At 45.3% G+C, this 14,913-nt stretch carries 20 protein-coding genes; 18 read left to right on the top strand and 2 right to left on the bottom strand.

Translation table 11 applies throughout. The features are described from left to right. The first annotated feature begins 47 nt into the window (after positions 1-47). From NST94_RS18350 to trmD, 7 genes are all read left to right on the top strand, one after another. The gene (locus NST94_RS18350; RefSeq protein WP_076279607.1) at positions 48-695 is read left to right on the top strand and encodes a hemolysin III family protein; all 648 of its coding nucleotides are present in this window, start codon (positions 48-50) and stop codon (positions 693-695) included. Between the two features lie 149 nt (positions 696-844). Beyond that, positions 845-1,201, top strand: coding sequence for a YlxM family DNA-binding protein (gene ylxM / locus NST94_RS18345; protein WP_036688609.1), 357 nt, complete (start codon positions 845-847; stop codon positions 1,199-1,201). A gap of 21 nt (positions 1,202-1,222) precedes the next feature. Next, the gene (gene ffh / locus NST94_RS18340; RefSeq protein ID WP_036688607.1) at positions 1,223-2,611 is read left to right on the top strand and encodes a signal recognition particle protein; all 1,389 of its coding nucleotides are present in this window, start codon (positions 1,223-1,225) and stop codon (positions 2,609-2,611) included. Positions 2,612-2,665: 54 nt separating this feature from the next. Further along, the gene (rpsP, locus tag NST94_RS18335; protein WP_036688604.1) at positions 2,666-2,938 is read left to right on the top strand and encodes a 30S ribosomal protein S16; all 273 of its coding nucleotides are present in this window, start codon (positions 2,666-2,668) and stop codon (positions 2,936-2,938) included. Positions 2,939-2,960: 22 nt separating this feature from the next. Next, positions 2,961-3,191 (top strand): KH domain-containing protein, encoded by a 231-nt coding sequence (locus tag NST94_RS18330; protein WP_036688600.1) that lies wholly within the window; start codon positions 2,961-2,963, stop codon positions 3,189-3,191. Positions 3,192-3,280: 89 nt separating this feature from the next. Then, positions 3,281-3,805: a ribosome maturation factor RimM gene (gene rimM, locus NST94_RS18325; RefSeq protein ID WP_036688599.1), complete on the top strand. Its 525-nt coding sequence runs from the start codon at positions 3,281-3,283 to the stop codon at positions 3,803-3,805. Next, positions 3,805-4,605, top strand: coding sequence for a tRNA (guanosine(37)-N1)-methyltransferase TrmD (gene trmD, locus NST94_RS18320; RefSeq protein WP_076301788.1), 801 nt, complete (start codon positions 3,805-3,807; stop codon positions 4,603-4,605). The genes rimM and trmD overlap by 1 nt, the downstream gene beginning before the upstream one ends. Before the next feature lie 593 nt (positions 4,606-5,198). Here the strand turns inward: trmD and NST94_RS18315 are convergent. Next, positions 5,199-5,375, bottom strand: coding sequence for a hypothetical protein (locus NST94_RS18315; protein ID WP_155288145.1), 177 nt, complete (start codon positions 5,373-5,375; stop codon positions 5,199-5,201). A gap of 205 nt (positions 5,376-5,580) precedes the next feature. Between NST94_RS18315 and NST94_RS18310 the strand changes: the two genes are divergently transcribed. Beyond that, positions 5,581-5,811, top strand: coding sequence for a hypothetical protein (locus NST94_RS18310; RefSeq protein ID WP_036688596.1), 231 nt, complete (start codon positions 5,581-5,583; stop codon positions 5,809-5,811). Positions 5,812-5,869: 58 nt separating this feature from the next. Here the strand turns inward: NST94_RS18310 and NST94_RS18305 are convergent, their stop codons facing one another. Next, on the bottom strand, positions 5,870-6,820 hold the full coding sequence (locus NST94_RS18305; protein WP_076301633.1) for a hypothetical protein: 951 nt from the start codon (positions 6,818-6,820) through the stop codon (positions 5,870-5,872). Positions 6,821-7,231: 411 nt separating this feature from the next. Here NST94_RS18305 and NST94_RS18300 point away from each other — a divergent pair, with 411 nt between their 5' ends. The 10 genes from NST94_RS18300 to NST94_RS18255 all read left to right on the top strand — a co-directional run bounded on the left by NST94_RS18300 (position 7,232) and on the right by NST94_RS18255 (position 14,857). Further along, positions 7,232-7,522, top strand: coding sequence for a hypothetical protein (locus tag NST94_RS18300; protein ID WP_051491579.1), 291 nt, complete (start codon positions 7,232-7,234; stop codon positions 7,520-7,522). 147 nt (positions 7,523-7,669) lie between these two features. Beyond that, complete coding sequence (gene rplS / locus NST94_RS18295; protein WP_036688590.1) at positions 7,670-8,014, top strand: 50S ribosomal protein L19; 345 nt, start codon at positions 7,670-7,672, stop codon at positions 8,012-8,014. Positions 8,015-8,312: 298 nt separating this feature from the next. Then, positions 8,313-8,921, top strand: coding sequence for a signal peptidase I (gene lepB, locus NST94_RS18290; RefSeq protein ID WP_036688589.1), 609 nt, complete (start codon positions 8,313-8,315; stop codon positions 8,919-8,921). 29 nt (positions 8,922-8,950) lie between these two features. After that, on the top strand, positions 8,951-9,811 hold the full coding sequence (gene ylqF / locus NST94_RS18285; protein ID WP_036688587.1) for a ribosome biogenesis GTPase YlqF: 861 nt from the start codon (positions 8,951-8,953) through the stop codon (positions 9,809-9,811). A 189-nt stretch (positions 9,812-10,000) separates the two neighbouring features. After that, positions 10,001-10,612 carry a ribonuclease HII gene (locus NST94_RS18280; RefSeq protein WP_076100429.1) on the top strand — a complete coding sequence of 204 codons (612 nt, stop codon included), beginning with the start codon at positions 10,001-10,003 and terminating at the stop codon, positions 10,610-10,612. Between the two features lie 118 nt (positions 10,613-10,730). Continuing rightward, positions 10,731-12,920 carry a hypothetical protein gene (locus NST94_RS18275; protein ID WP_076301631.1) on the top strand — a complete coding sequence of 730 codons (2,190 nt, stop codon included), beginning with the start codon at positions 10,731-10,733 and terminating at the stop codon, positions 12,918-12,920. Further along, the gene (locus tag NST94_RS18270) at positions 12,917-13,219 is read left to right on the top strand and encodes an EscU/YscU/HrcU family type III secretion system export apparatus switch protein (RefSeq protein WP_038571992.1); all 303 of its coding nucleotides are present in this window, start codon (positions 12,917-12,919) and stop codon (positions 13,217-13,219) included. The genes NST94_RS18275 and NST94_RS18270 overlap by 4 nt, the downstream gene beginning before the upstream one ends. Continuing rightward, complete coding sequence (locus NST94_RS18265) at positions 13,216-13,602, top strand: YraN family protein (RefSeq protein ID WP_076127091.1); 387 nt, start codon at positions 13,216-13,218, stop codon at positions 13,600-13,602. The genes NST94_RS18270 and NST94_RS18265 overlap by 4 nt, the downstream gene beginning before the upstream one ends. Positions 13,603-13,756: 154 nt before the next feature. Then, on the top strand, positions 13,757-14,173 hold the full coding sequence (locus NST94_RS18260) for a hypothetical protein (RefSeq protein WP_081383206.1): 417 nt from the start codon (positions 13,757-13,759) through the stop codon (positions 14,171-14,173). A gap of 174 nt (positions 14,174-14,347) precedes the next feature. Continuing rightward, a complete protein-coding gene (locus NST94_RS18255) occupies positions 14,348-14,857 on the top strand; it encodes a metallophosphoesterase (protein WP_036688580.1) in 510 nt (169 codons plus the stop codon). Positions 14,858-14,913: the final 56 nt, after the last annotated feature.

The following is a 14,913-nucleotide window of genomic DNA, read 5'->3' as shown; positions in this document are numbered from 1 at the left end:
GTCCGCGTGGTATAATAGAAAGAAAGCTTAGACGGAAGGATATGGATATGGCAAATACTCACACCTACACCCGGAGAGAAGAAGTCGCGAATGCGATTACGCACGGGATCGGAGCTGTATTAAGCGTCGCTGCACTTGTCCTGCTTGTTGTTTTTGCAAGTCTGAAAGGAACGGCATGGCATGTAGTCAGCTTCTCCATTTATGGAACGACAATGCTGCTTCTGTATCTCAATTCAACACTTGTGCATAGTCTCAAAGAGGGTAAGGCAAAGGATTTGTTCGAATTTTTCGATCACTCCTCTATTTATCTGTTTATCGCAGGCACGTATACACCCTTTTTGCTAGTAGCTATTCGGGGAACACTTGGCTGGAGTTTATTTGGTGTTATATGGGGAATCGCAGTATTTGGCGTTTTCTTCAAAGCGTTTTTTGTTAAAAAGTTCTTGTTCATGTCTACGGTATTCTACATTGCTATGGGTTGGCTGATTGTTATCGCCTGGAATCCTCTTTCGGCAGTGGTAGCGGACGGTGGTATGATTCTGCTGATGGCTGGCGGAGTGCTTTATACTCTAGGTACAGTTTTTTATGTATGGAGAGGGTTTCCGTTCCATCACGCGATCTGGCATGTATTTGTTCTTGCAGGCAGTGTCACACATTTCTTCGCCATATTGGTTTATGTACTGCCAATCCAATAATTTCAAGCGGATTTATCGCGGAAAATATGGATTTTTAATAAAGAAAGAGATGACAAGCAAAAGTGCTTGACATCTCTCTTTCTTTTAGGTATCATAAGGGACGTTGTGAAGGTGTAAAGTGTTTTTCCTTGACGAAGGGGTTGTCCTTAATGAGTCAGGAGAATAGGCTCGAGAAAACGAATCGTATCAATTTGCTTTTTGCCTTCTATGAACGACTGCTTACAGATAAGCAGCAAACGTTTCTTAAATATTATTTTCACGATGATTTTTCCTTGGGAGAGATTGCCGCTGAATTTGAAATCAGCCGCCAAGCTGTTTATGAGCATATTAAGCGCGCTGAGCAAGTCCTTGAGAATTATGAAGAAAAACTTGGACTATTAGTAAAACATGAGAGTCGTACTAAATATTTAGAAGAGCTGCGCAGACTGCCGGAGAATGGGATGCTGCCTGAGCAATATAAACTTCGGTTCGCGGAGATCGTGGATCGCTTGCAGAGGTTAGAGTAGCATGAAGGGAGAAATCTGCATATGGCGTTTGAAGGTTTAACCGGAAGATTGCAGAATGTGTTCAGCAAGCTACGCGGTAAAGGTAAAGTATCCGAAGAAGACGTAAACGAAGCTATGCGTGAAGTGCGGTTAGCCCTTCTGGAAGCCGATGTTAACTTCAAGGTAGTTAAAGAATTCGTGGCTAAGGTGAAAGAAAAGTCCATCGGCAAGGAAGTCATGGACAGCTTTACGCCTGGCATGGTAATTATCGACATCGTCAACAAGGAACTAACCGAGCTGATGGGCGGAAGCCAAGCGAAGCTGGCCAAGTCGAACAAGCCACCGACCGTCATTATGATGGCGGGTCTACAAGGGGCTGGTAAGACAACCACTTCGGGTAAGCTAGCTAAGCTGTTACAGAAGGGCAATCATCGTCCGCTCCTGGTTGCGGGAGATATTTACCGGCCTGCTGCTATCAAGCAGCTGCAAGTGCTGGGAGAACAGATTAAGGTTCCTGTATTCTCGCTTGGTGATCAGACTAGTCCGGTAGAAATTGCCAGACAAGCTGTACAACATGCGAAGGATAACGGACTTGATTATGTTATTATCGATACTGCAGGCCGCCTGCATATTGATGAAGAACTAATGGAAGAACTCAAGCAGATTCACAATGTTGTAAATCCTGATGAAGTACTTCTTGTAGTAGATGCTATGACGGGTCAAGACGCCGTGAATGTAGCCGAGAGCTTTAATAAGCAGCTTGAGCTTACAGGGGTCGTATTGACGAAACTCGACGGCGACAGCCGTGGTGGTGCTGCACTGTCAGTAAAAGCTGTTACCGGTTGCCCGATCAAATTCGCCGCTTTAGGGGAGAAGATCGACGCGCTGGAGCCGTTCCATCCGGAACGTATGGCTTCGCGGATTCTGGGTATGGGCGACATGCTGTCGCTGATTGAGAAAGCCCAGGCGAACATTGATACTGACAAGGCTAAAGAAATGGAACGTAAGATGCGTAATGCAGAGTTTACGTTCGATGATTTCCTTGAGCAAATGGATCAGGTGAAGAAGCTAGGCCCTATCGATCAAATTCTTGATATGCTTCCGGGTATGAACAAAGCCAAGGGCATTAAAGATTTAAAGGTCGACGATAAGCAAATGGGACGCGTTGAAGCCATAGTTCATTCTATGACTAAGGCGGAGAAGCAACAGCCTGAGATCATTAACCATAACCGCCGCAAGCGTATTGCAACCGGCAGCGGAACCTCAGTCGCTGAGGTCAACCGCCTCATCAAACAATTTGATGAGATGCGTAAGATGATGAAGCAATTCTCCGGCATGATGGGCGGAGGCGGCAAAGCCTCCAAGAAAAATGCCATGAAGCAGCTTAAAGGTCTTGGTGGTGGAAAAGGGCTGAAATTCCCTTTTAAATGATCTTGAATGTCTGACCAACTAATGTTGGAAACTATTATAAGGAGGTGATTTTTCGTGGCAGTACGTATTCGTCTAAAAAGAATGGGAGCGCATAAAGCGCCTTTCTATCGTGTAGTGGTTTCCGATTCCCGGTCCCCTCGTGACGGTCGTTTTATCGAGGAAATCGGTTATTATAATCCGATTGAACAACCGGCAGTAGTTAAGATCGATGAGGAAAAAGCTCTTAAATGGCTTCAAACAGGTGCGCAAGCATCTGATACCGTCCGCAACTTGCTTTCCAAAGCAGGCGTGATGAAGAAGTTTCATGAGCTTAAGCAACAGAAATAATGACTGATTGCGAGGGTCCTCTATGGAAGAATTAGTTGGAGTAATTGCTAAGGCTTTAGTGGATCATCCAGAAGATGTGACGGTACGGGCTGTGGAGAAAGAGCATTTGATTGTCTATGAGCTGTCCGTACATCCAGATGATGTAGGAAAGGTCATCGGCAAGCAAGGCAGGATCGCCAAGGCGCTCCGTACAGTAGTCACATCTGCAGCAGTCAAGAGCGATAAACGCGTAACTGTAGATATTTTATCTTAAATAATGCGTACAATGAGGGGCTAGGGATAGTATATCCCGGCTCCTTTTTGTTCAAATATATAGATGAAGCTTGTAGAGGAGAGGGTTATATGACGGAAGAATTAACCGTAGGCCGGCTTGTGAATACACATGGAATTCGCGGGGAGATTAAAGTATTATCCCATACCGATTTTCCTGAGGTTCGTTTCGCTAAAGACAAGAAGCTGTTCGTCATTCCTGCGGATGGCAGTGCAAAATTCGAAGTGACTGTAGAATCCGCTCGAGAGCATAAGGGTATGTTTATCGTTAAGCTTAAGGGATATACCAATATTAACGAAGTGGAAAAGTATAAGGGAAGTTTGCTTAAGGTGCCAAGTAATGATCTGGTTGATCTGCCAGAGAACGAATATTACTTCCACCAAATCGTTGGCTGTGAAGTTTATACGGATGATGCTGGAAGTGAACCGCTTGGCACAATTACGGAAATTTTACAGCCAGGTGCAAATGACGTGTGGGTTGTTAAGCCTGCTAAAGGTCAAGACATCCTTATCCCTGTAATTAACGATGTAGTGCTGAACGTGGACATTGAGGCCAAACGAATTACGGTTCACTTAATGGAAGGACTATTGCCATGATCAGAATTGATGTGCTAACGCTCTTTCCGGAGATGTGCGAAGGCGTATTTAGCACAAGTATTCTTGGTAAGGCATGCGAAAAAGGGATTGTATCTTTGAATGCTGTGAACTTTCGTGATTTCTCAGGAAATAAGCACAACAGTGTGGATGATACACCGTATGGCGGGGGCGGGGGTATGGTACTAAAGCCTGACCCGATCTTTGCAGCGGTAGAACATGTATTGGGGATCGAGGCTAGTCCTTTGGAGAATGGTTCTGAATCTGCAGTCCCGTCGCCTTCCTCTGTGAAGCCGCGCATCATTCTTATGTGCCCACAAGGAAAGACCTATAATCAGAAGATTGCTGAGGAACTGGCACAAGAGCAGCATCTAATCTTTATATGTGGTCATTATGAGGGCTACGATGAGCGGATACGGGAGCATCTGGTTACAGATGAACTGTCGATTGGCGATTACGTGTTAACGGGTGGAGAACTACCAGCACTGACGGTTATTGATTCAGTAGTTCGGCTACAGCCAGGGGCGCTTGGAAATGAAACCTCTGCGATCACGGATTCGTTCAGTACAGGGCTGTTGGAATATCCTCACTACACTCGACCCGCTGAATTTCGCGGCTGGAAGGTACCAGATATGTTGCTGAGTGGCCATCACGCCAACATCGAAGTATGGCGGAGAGAGCAAGCGTTACAGCGTACACTTGAACGTAGACCTGATTTGCTCGAAAGTGCAGAACTAACATTGAAAGACAAGAAAACACTGGAACGTCTGAAAAATGAAAATCAAGCCGGAGTAAAATTTTAATAAAACAGGCATATTTTACGTCTTTTTAACGTATCTTACGTTAAGGAGGCGTTTTTGTTATGTTTACTTAAGTATAAGAAGGGCTATAATCTCGTATTTTTTTGCGCAATTTCCAAAACAAATGAGCATAGGTGCGTTGAACTCTTCTATTTGGGGTAATAGATAGAGGTGGCGTAATACTATATGCAGCTTACGATGCAGCAAGCTTAACTATTGAAAGGAATGAACTGAAGTGACTACGAAGACGCGTGAAGAATTCAAGCCTAGCGTGGACACGATCCACAAAGATGCGGAGCCGCTCCGCACCGTGAATGATATTATCGATTATTATACAAATCGCAAATCGTAATTCCCATTCGCCCTTTAAAGCTTGAACATATAAGATTAATAATTAAGTATGAATAAGCAAGTCCAATAAAACCATTAGAGTATAGCGAACGAAAGTTACTACATCTAATGGTTTTATTGTGCTCTACTAAGAGGTCAAACCCTGTGATTCTGATCAGAATGTAAACGCCCCCTCTTCAAGGAGAATTAAAAACTCTTTGGAAAGGGGGCGTTTGGTTAACTATAAAAATTCGTGGAGGCGCATTCTACTCTTTGCGAAAGAGGCGATATACTCCTGTAAGTAGAGCGTAAAGCGCAAAACATACGAGAACAGTAACTGCCCATGCATAGTTGCGAACGGTATAGGTAAGCGATGATAAAATAATAAAGATGGTAATACGCAGTACGCCTTCCTTAATAAACTGTTTACGTGCTACATTCATTCGATTGGCCTCCTTGAATGGATAGGATGGTACGGATAACAAGCCGAGAATATGTCTTTCCTTATATATAACCTTTGGGAATACAAAAAATGCAGAGAACGGAAAGTAAATATCGATCCAAACAAATGACCTATGTAACTTAGCCGTTACCGACCTGTACTCCTCACCATAGAGTATATCATTACGAATGAGGAGGAGTACACTAGTGGAGGCTTATTATAATTGCTTACGTTGTAAGAATAGAAGGGTACGTATCCTGACTACTGATGGCAGACAGCATGAAGGTGTGATTACAGATGTGGACAGATATAATGTTTACTTAAGAACAGGATCCAATGGACCTGTGCAGACTTCTGCATTTTTTGGTTACCCTTATGCTGCTGACAATATTTTAACTCTCAGCTTGTTCACACTGTTGGCTATTGCATTAATCTGATATGATGATGCAAAAACAGACCGTCCGCTAATCCGGACGGTCTGTTTTTAGTGGTTGGTTACTCTACTGTAATTGCACCTATATCAGAGCTTAAGGACAACAAAGGACCTCCTCCGTTAACATCACGTTTGCCACCCTCAACCCCGGTGATCTGGCCTAGATCACTTTTAGCCACCAAGCTACATTTCACGCCATCGGCTAGAACAGCATTGAGGCTACCTACATTTGTTGTCGCTTTAAGACGGCTATCACTCTTCATTCCGGCTATATCCATACGTATGCTTCCTGTATTAGACTCTAGAGTGGACTTACCGGTGATGTTAGCTCCTTCGATATCAATAGCTCCAACGTTGCTGACGATGCGGTAATTTCCGTCCAGATTGAGGAGACGAATTTGCCCGACATTATTGGTGATTTGATATTCATCCATACGGGTGGGGATCTCAATGGTATAGTTAATGCTAAAATCTGAATAACCGTATTTGTCTTGAGCCCAAGTCCATAAATCCTTCTTCGGATTTGATTTGGAATTTGTAGATACCTTCAGAGTATCGCCACTAACGTCTATTGAAATCTCAGCGTCATCCAAAATTTTCTGGCGGTCAGCTTTATGAGCGGAGCCGTTATGGGCTAAGATTGTCGCACTCACATTAATTTGATCACCCGTAGTTGATGTAACCTCTATTTCTCCCACTGCATTGTTCATGCTAAGCACTGAAGCAGAGCCGATCTCTTTAGATAAGGATAGTTCTTTGCTAATGCTGTTTGCTTTAACTTCGTCGACCACCTTGGTAGCTGTATCCTGAACGGCCTGCTCCACGCTTGCAGCGGCTTTACCCAGCTCTTGCTTCACAGCCTCACCAATATTTTGCTGCACATCTTCAGTAATATTCTTTCCTAATTCATTATTAGCGGATTGCCTACCCGGTAATTCTGTGCATCCTGCCAGAAGTACGATGGACAAGACGGCTACAGCTGCCATTACGCTAGTTGTATTACTCTTTTTCATTGAATAAAATCCTCCTTATTTTTGGGTATATGTGTTCTTCCCTAAGCGCTACGTTATGTACGTACTTCTGTAAGTATAGCCTATGGGGATTTATTGTAAAAACGGCTGTAGGCGGGTTAATATACTGGACCAAAGACTAGGTATTTAAAAAGTGTTCACTACACTTCAAATTTCAATTGTGCTAAAATGAAATATAGATCTTACGCTCACATTAAAATGGGTAAGGGTACATATAAAAAGAGCGAAGATGCTCTCATATATAATCTTCAGCAGCTACTGAAAAGCGCTTTTATAGTGAGATGTGCTAAGGCTAGTTTGCGAATACGATATAGACCGTTGCCTTACTTGCATCACAGGGCGGTCTTTTTATTTTCTTACCTCAAGTAAATCATGAAGAGCGGAGGGAGCCAGATGAAATATGTAGTTATTTTGCTTGTCTTGCTAGCGCTGGGTGTTGGGTATTATATCGTTCAGAAAAAGAAAACAAGCAGCTCAAGCGATCCTTTGCGCACGACTAGCAGTAATGTGATCTCAATGGATAGTCATCGCAAAGCCAAACAGAGTCCAGGGGAGCAACCTTGCTCTTCTTGCAAGAAGAAGAATGGGAAGTTGATCTTCTACGCTCAAGACAATGGAACCGTGGTCGGCTTGTGTAAAGACTGCCAGTCTAAGGCAAAAAAAAGAGATATGTTACCGTTATAAAATAGAAAAATAAGTTGTATTAGCCCGTCCTTTATGATATTATTAACTCTGTTGTGTGGAATACGGTGGTCCGCTGCGGATAATGAGGGAGAGCTCAGATCTCTCCGGAAGAGGCAAGAACACCTGTACGGAAGGAGGAAGTCCTTAATGAATATCCTACAAGCTATTACGCAAGAGCAACTTCGTAAAGATATCCCTAGTTTTCGTCCGGGTGACACTTTGAAGGTGCATGTAAAAGTTATCGAGGGAACTCGTGAGCGTATCCAGTTGTTCGAAGGCGTTGTAATCAAACGTCGTGGCGGTGGAATCAGTGAGACTTTTACGGTTCGTAAAATTTCTTACGGTGTTGGTGTGGAAAGAACATTCCCAATCAACTCGCCTAAACTCGAAAAAATTGAAGTGGCTCGTCGTGGTAAAGTGCGTCGTGCTAAGCTTTATTACCTTCGTGAACTACGTGGTAAAGCAGCGAGAATTAAAGAAATTCGTCGCTAGAATAGTGACAGAGGAGAGGGGCTTGAGTTCAAGCCCCTTTCGCTTTATTTTTTTTTGGAAATATAAGAAAAGCATAAGTTTTACGTTATACATTATTCTTATATTTCTCGCATAAACGCATACCGTCCTTAAAAGGACGCTGAGGGCGTTTTAGCTTGGTATACAATGCGTGTGACATATACGCTTGGGGATAAGCTTCTCCGAAAAGGCCTCCTGAAGGAGTATCTGTGGAGGGGTTTTTGGCAGGAGTTTTTTTGTGTTGTATAGTAAGAGTAGTATTAAGAGAGGACGGTGAACTATGCAGCAGGAACAAAGCGAAACTTTGGAATCAAGCGAGCAGAACCCACGTAAACAGAAAAATGAAGTGCTGGAATGGGTCAAGGCCATTGCGATTGCTTTAGTTCTGGTTATACTGATTCGCTGGCTTTTATTCAAGCCTTTTATTGTAGATGGACCTTCCATGCAGCCTAATTTCCATACGGGAGAACGTGTTATCGTTAATGAAATTTTATACGATATAAGATCTCCGCAGCGGGGTGAGGTTATTGTATTCCACGTGCCATCTGAAGGCAGAGATTTTATTAAACGTGTAATTGGTGTGGCTGGAGATACTGTGAAAGTAGAAGGAGATGTAGTTACAGTTAACGGTGAGGTTGTTAACGAGACTTACATCCAAGGCGCTATTGATGCTGCGCATAGTAACAACGCTCTGTATAATAATAAAGATTTCCCAAATGAAAAATTCACGGATGGTACTGTACCAGAAGGACATATTTTCGTTATGGGGGATAATCGCTCGGATAGTACAGACAGCCGGATGATTGGCTATGTGCCGCTGGGTGATATTGTGGGTCGTGCAGATTTAATCTTCTGGCCGATAAAAGATATTACACTGATTAACCATTAAGTTGACAGAAGTCAAAGGAGGTGACGGCAATGGCCATTCATTGGTTTCCTGGTCATATGACGAAGGCTAGGCGGCAAATCGAGGATAAGCTGAAGCTGATTGATGTTGTTATAGAGTTGCTCGATTCCCGTCTGCCGCTTTCCAGCCGCAATCCGATGATTGACGATATTTTGCGGGACAAGCCGAGATTAATTATTTTGAACAAAGCGGATCTGGCGGATCCGGAAATTACTCGGAAGTGGCTGGCGTACTTTAAGGAACAAGGGCATGTTGCCCATCCTGTGGACGCATCTACTGGAACAGGCGTTAAGGAGATTCCGGAGCAGGTCAAGCTGCTGTTGAAGGAAAAGATTGATCGGCAGATCGCAAGGGGAATGAACCCACGGGCTATGCGCGCATTGATCGTCGGTATTCCTAACGTCGGTAAATCAACGCTGATTAATCGAATGGCTGGTAAGAGTATCGCTGCTACGGGTGATCGCCCGGGGGTAACTAAGGGCCAGCAGTGGATTAAAACAGGGGGTAATCTGGAGCTTCTGGATACTCCTGGTATCTTATGGCCGAAGTTTGAGGATCAAGACGTGGGTTACCGCTTGGCAGTGACGGGTGCGATCAAAGAAGAAATCCTGAACATTGAGGACATTGCTTTTTATGCAGTGAAGTATTTGGTCAAGGATTATGGTTCCAGATTTCAAGAACGCTTTGGTATTGAGAAGCTTCCTGAGGATCTTGAGAACCCTGATGAGATCGTTGCAGTTATGGAAGCCGTGGGCCGCAAACGCGGTTGTCTGATTAGCGGTGGACGTGTTGATCTGGAAAAAGCTTCACGTGCTTTGCTGCATGAGCTGCGGGCAGGTAAGCTTGGTCGTTTTACGCTGGAAACACCTTAAAGGCGTTTAAATGAATGGGTATGGAAGAGCCATCCGGAAATTTTCGGGGGCTCTTTTTTTTTGCCGATTTGGATCAAATTGGAGTGGTTATTTGTACATGACCATGTGGGCTTTACTATGGTAAGCTGACTTATGTAGTTTATAGAATAATTTATAATTGGCGGTGACAGATTCGTGAGTACGATAGATATGTTGAGTTATGAAAAAGAGGGCTGGGAACAGTCTTATCGCCGTATAGCCGGCGTAGATGAAGTAGGCAGAGGTTGTTTGTTTGGGGATGTTGTTGCAGCAGCGGTGATTTTGCCGGAAGGGCTTATTATTGATGGCGTCAACGACTCTAAAAAGCTTACAGCGAAAAAAAGAGATGCCTTATTCGAGATTATTATGGAGCAGGCGATAGCTATTGGTGTAGGTTATGTGGATTCCCGCATGATTGATGAAATTAATATTAAACAGGCTTCTCGTCTGGCGATGAAAAAAGCGGTAGAAGGTCTTAGTCATACTCCGGACTATATGTTAATCGATGCTGAAAAAGTTGATCTTCCGTTGCCGCAGCAGGCGATCATAAAAGGGGATGCTAACAGCCAGTCTATTGCGGCAGCTTCGATTATAGCTAAAGTAACAAGAGATAGACTGTGTGAAGGGGTGTGGGAGGAATTATACCCTGATTATGGGATTGCGATACATAAAGGTTATGCGACCAAGCTTCACAGGGAACAAATTACGGCGTTAGGTCCGACACCTATGCATCGGCGCAGCTTTATTGGGAAGATTCTTGCTGAACAGCAAACCCTTTTTTAGAAATATCAGAATATAAAAGACGCCAAAGGCGTTTAAGCTTGGATAAATTCACCGCTCAAAAAAGTCGGATTAATACCGATATAGTAAGAAGAGAGAAAATGGAGGGAGGAGAAACGGTATGAATATCGGAACATTGATCCGTGGATTGCTCGGGGATAATAAACCGGGAGCAGCCAAGTCTTTGGAATTGAAGGAAGGGCAGGTTGTACGTGGTGTTGTATTGTCTGTATCGGATTCGGGAAAAGAAGCCGTTGTGCAGATTCAAGGCACACCTGTTCGTGCGGAGTTGGAAACACCACTACTGCCAGGAGAGACCCTGAACTTACAGGTTGGAGCACCCGGAGAAGGCGGATTGCCCGTATTGAAGCCGGTCTCCCTCGGCGAAACGGTGTTAGCCACCCCGCAAAACATGGGCGAGGCATTGGAATCGCTTGGGCTTACTGACTCCAAAGCGGGTCGGGAAATTGTGTTGGCGATGCAGTCGGGTGGTATTCCGCTTACCAAAGAGACAGCGGCGATTCTGGATGCTGTAATGAGTGCGAAACCTGCGGGCGTGCCGACCTCAGAATGGCTTGATGCAGCTGTCATTTCTGTAAAGCGGGGCTTGCCGGTTACCCCTGAAAGTGTGAAAGGATTGCAGCAGGCGGTTTTTGGTCCGCAGCTTCATCAGCTTTTGTCAGCGCTCGAAGAACAGATTACGATTTGGGCAGGTCAAGTCGCCGGTGAAGAAACAACAACAGCCGAAGCTAAACCTGGAATGGGTACCCCGACAGGAAAGCTGAATGCTCCTGTAACGACAGGTACGGGCGCTGTGATTAACGGGGAAGTGGTATCAGCAGGTGATGCTGATGCGGAAATGGACCAGGTGGCGGTTAAAGGAACTGGACAACCTGTAAGTAAACCTGCTGAAGGTAGTGGTGGTGTTACTACTACAATCGGAAGTGCTGCTGCAACAGGAGGGGCAACGGGAGCCGGAGTTATTTCTGATGAACCAATAATTCCTTTGAATTCAGTGAAATCAGAAATATCAGGAAGTGCAGCTGCAAGTACAGCTGAAACTCCTGAGAATGAAACCGGTATTGTAACTGCCAAGCCAGTGGTCCCCGAAGAGGCTGGTGAGGTAGTTCAGCTCTCGAAGAGTGGAAATACTGGTGAACCTTTGACTGGGAAAATAACTTCTACGCTTGCTTCAGGAACTCAGAGTAGTGCTGCTAACACGCAAGGGGACGGAATTGTAAGCAATCAAAATAGTTCTAATCAGAGCGAAACTCATGGCAATGAAATGAGTCTAAATAAAGATAGAGCGCAGGGTAGTATCAGTGGCGCGAATACAAGCGCCACTGGATCAGCTGGTGCAGATAGCCAAGCTGCTGCGGGAAGCCAAGCTGGTGCAGCAAGCCAAGCTGCTGCGCCTAGCGGGGCTGCCCTGCTCGCGAAGCTGCAGGGCGTGCTCACCGAGCTGCGCGGCAGCATGCCGCAGCTCGCGAACGTCCCGCCCGCTGACGCGGCGGGACAAGATCCTGCCCCCGCGCCGGCAGCGCCGCGCGGGGAGACCACGGCTGCTGCGGCTTCGCCGGTGCAGCCAGACACCGCCCCACCCGCGGATGCGGAGTCGTGGGTGGGGCGGGTGTTGAAGCTGCTCGGTGCGGAGCACGAGCAGCAGGCCGTGCGCGGCGGCGCTTTGCCGTCCGCGGAGACGGCGCGAGCGGCAGCGGGGACAGCTGCAGCCGCGCTAGGCAGTGTCGGCGGGGAGCAAGCTGCGGACACGTTGAAGGGCGTGCTGCTGCAGCTTATGAGCAGCAGCGAGGTGCCGCCCGCGGTAAAAGATGCCGCGAGCGGGCTAGTGCAGCAGCTGACAGGCCAACAGCTGCTGCTGAATACAGATCGGACTGCTCCCTTCGCGCAGGTTACATTGTTCTTGCCGCTGCAAGGTCCAGATGGGCAGGAAACTGCATCGGTTCATATCCAGTCCAGGCGGGGCCGCAAAGGGGAGTTGGATGCAGCTAACTGTCGATTGTGGTTCGATTTGGACATGAAGCAGCTAGGGCAGACATTGGTAGATGTGCAGGTTGTAGATCGAATCGTTAGTCTTAAGCTTCATAATGATCATCCGTGGGTGCTTGAGCTGCTGGAGACGCGGCGTGAAGATATAAAAACTGCGGTAGAATCCATCGGTTATCAATTATCAGGTTTAAGAACCGAACCCTTGCCAGAATTGAATTTGCCTAAAGAGCTTGCTGGCTCCAATACTAATAAGTTTGTTGATTATGTTCCTGAGGCTTACAAAGGAGTGGATTACCGTATATGAATGAGCCTGTACAGCCAATTTCACAAGGGCTCAAAAAAGCGGTCGCTCTCAAATATAGTCCCGGACAAAACGAGGCTCCTGTCGTAGTAGCCAAGGGACAAGGCGCGATAGCAGACCTTATTCTGCAAAAGGCTAAGGAGAGCGGGGTTGCTGTTCAGGAAGATGCAGCCCTCGTGGAGGTTCTTTCAAAGCTTGATCTGGACCAACAGATTCCGTCTGAGCTCTATCAGCTGGTGGCGGAAATCCTCAGCTTTGTGTATCAGAGCGATCGTTCCGCTGGTGAACGGGGACAAGAATGAAAGAGCCCTATGTAAGAAAGCACTATAACCGCAAAGAGAAAGGAACTGCTGCAGAGAACGGAGCTGTGCAGTACCTATCTTCTAGCGGGTATATGATATTGGAACGGAATTGGCGTTGTCGTACTGGAGAGCTTGATATCATTGCGGAGCGTGAAGACTGTATTGTTGTTGTCGAAGTTCGTAGCCGCAGTGGAGAGCTGCTTCAGGGAACTCCAGAAGAATCGGTGAATGCTCGCAAAATAAACCAGGTTCGGAGTACAACACAGGTTTATTTGCATATGAAGGGTTATGAGGAACGGCGGGTTTCTTTTGATGTAATTAGCGTCTTGTTAAATGACGATCTTAGCCTAGCTTCACTTAGTCATATTCGCGAGGCGTTTTAAGAGTAACTCTATTTTCTCATGCGATTCTTTATGAATTTGCTGCTGTTCTGATAAAAAAGTCTTTACATACCTTCCGCACTGTGGGTCATTTCTCAAAAGAAATGGGTAAACATTAGGAGTAACTTTTTAATGTCATCATGAGGAGGGCTGTCTAGTGAAGAATAAACCTTCTGAAATGCAGGTTAGTTTTACATGCCAATATTGCCAGCAGAAGATTGAAGTGGAATTTAAAGCAGAGCCAATATCTGTCGTCTGTTGCGATAATTGCAATAAGACCTTCACGGTAATGCGGCCCACTATAGCGGAGGAAATATTAATAGATTGGGAAAATGAAGCGTTATTTCAAAAAATCCGGGCTGAAAAGTCGCAAAACAGCAATAGCAGTCTCTTAGCGCTTGTAATTAGAGTTATTGAACTGCTTACATGGCGTGACAAAGGCAATGGACAGGTGGAAGCGATCAAGGAGATGCGTGGCTGGCTCATTGACAATGAGGAGGCGCCTCCTTTAGCTGAACTGATTCAGAGTGATGTTAATAAACGTTCGAGTAAGCGGCGCGACTGGGAAAAGTAACATTAACAATAAAGAGGTATTCCGTCATCGCCTCATGACATAGAATGATACGTATAATTTCGTGAGAAATTAGGCGGAAAAGTCCTCGGGGCTCCGAATTTCCTAGGGTTTATGGGTAGTCGGAGCTTTTTTCATACATACTGTCATTAGAATAGGAACAAAAGGAGGGTGCACATGGCTAAGGTTTTTTTCACATCAGATCATCATTTTGGGCATAAGTTGATCATTGATTTTGAATCCAGACCCTTCAACGATGTAGAGCAAATGAATGAAGTTATGATTGAAAGTTGGAATTCGGTAGTGAATCCGGACGACAAAGTATTTCATTTGGGAGACTTTTCTTTTCTGAATAAGGAGGCAACTCGTGCGATTGTGGCCAGACTGCATGGATACAAAATCCTGATCCTTGGCAATCATGATCGCGGCCGCAGCCGAAGTTGGTGGCTTGAGGCAGGTTTTGATGAGGTTAGTGAATATCCTTTGATTTATAAGGATTTCTTTTTCCTCTCACATGAGCCTATGTACATGAATAAACATATGCCTTACGTAAATGTGCACGGCCATATTCATGGGCAAAAATATGAGGGAAACAATCATTTTAACATTTGTGTAGAGCATTGGAACTATAAACCGTTGACTTTTGAGCAGATTAGGGACTCGGTCGTTGTTAAAGAAGGAGATTGATGTAGGTCTTTAGAGATGTGCTTTCGCTTTTATGTAAAACTTGAATTTCTTATTCT

The organism is Paenibacillus sp. FSL H8-0282, assembly GCF_037963825.1.
Lineage (GTDB): Bacteria > Bacillota > Bacilli > Paenibacillales > Paenibacillaceae > Paenibacillus_AQ > Paenibacillus_AQ odorifer.
Note: the sequence above shows the minus strand (reverse complement) of the source record. Positions and strands in the feature narration are given on the sequence as shown.

Bases quoted from the DNA above. Each gene is read 5' to 3' on its own strand.
- NST94_RS18350 (WP_076279607.1), top strand. From the start codon at position 48: ATGGCAAATACTCACACCTACACCCGGAGAGAAGAAGTCGCGAATGCG.
- ylxM (WP_036688609.1), top strand. From the start codon at position 845: ATGAGTCAGGAGAATAGGCTCGAGAAAACGAATCGTATCAATTTGCTT.
- ffh (WP_036688607.1), top strand. From the start codon at position 1,223: ATGGCGTTTGAAGGTTTAACCGGAAGATTGCAGAATGTGTTCAGCAAG.
- NST94_RS18330 (WP_036688600.1), top strand. From the start codon at position 2,961: ATGGAAGAATTAGTTGGAGTAATTGCTAAGGCTTTAGTGGATCATCCA.
- rimM (WP_036688599.1), top strand. From the start codon at position 3,281: ATGACGGAAGAATTAACCGTAGGCCGGCTTGTGAATACACATGGAATT.
- NST94_RS18315 (WP_155288145.1), bottom strand. From the start codon at position 5,375: ATGAATGTAGCACGTAAACAGTTTATTAAGGAAGGCGTACTGCGTATT.
- NST94_RS18305 (WP_076301633.1), bottom strand. From the start codon at position 6,820: ATGAAAAAGAGTAATACAACTAGCGTAATGGCAGCTGTAGCCGTCTTG.
- NST94_RS18300 (WP_051491579.1), top strand. From the start codon at position 7,232: ATGAAATATGTAGTTATTTTGCTTGTCTTGCTAGCGCTGGGTGTTGGG.
- rplS (WP_036688590.1), top strand. From the start codon at position 7,670: ATGAATATCCTACAAGCTATTACGCAAGAGCAACTTCGTAAAGATATC.
- lepB (WP_036688589.1), top strand. From the start codon at position 8,313: ATGCAGCAGGAACAAAGCGAAACTTTGGAATCAAGCGAGCAGAACCCA.
- ylqF (WP_036688587.1), top strand. From the start codon at position 8,951: ATGGCCATTCATTGGTTTCCTGGTCATATGACGAAGGCTAGGCGGCAA.
- NST94_RS18280 (WP_076100429.1), top strand. From the start codon at position 10,001: ATGTTGAGTTATGAAAAAGAGGGCTGGGAACAGTCTTATCGCCGTATA.
- NST94_RS18275 (WP_076301631.1), top strand. From the start codon at position 10,731: ATGAATATCGGAACATTGATCCGTGGATTGCTCGGGGATAATAAACCG.
- NST94_RS18270 (WP_038571992.1), top strand. From the start codon at position 12,917: ATGAATGAGCCTGTACAGCCAATTTCACAAGGGCTCAAAAAAGCGGTC.
- NST94_RS18265 (WP_076127091.1), top strand. From the start codon at position 13,216: ATGAAAGAGCCCTATGTAAGAAAGCACTATAACCGCAAAGAGAAAGGA.
- NST94_RS18255 (WP_036688580.1), top strand. From the start codon at position 14,348: ATGGCTAAGGTTTTTTTCACATCAGATCATCATTTTGGGCATAAGTTG.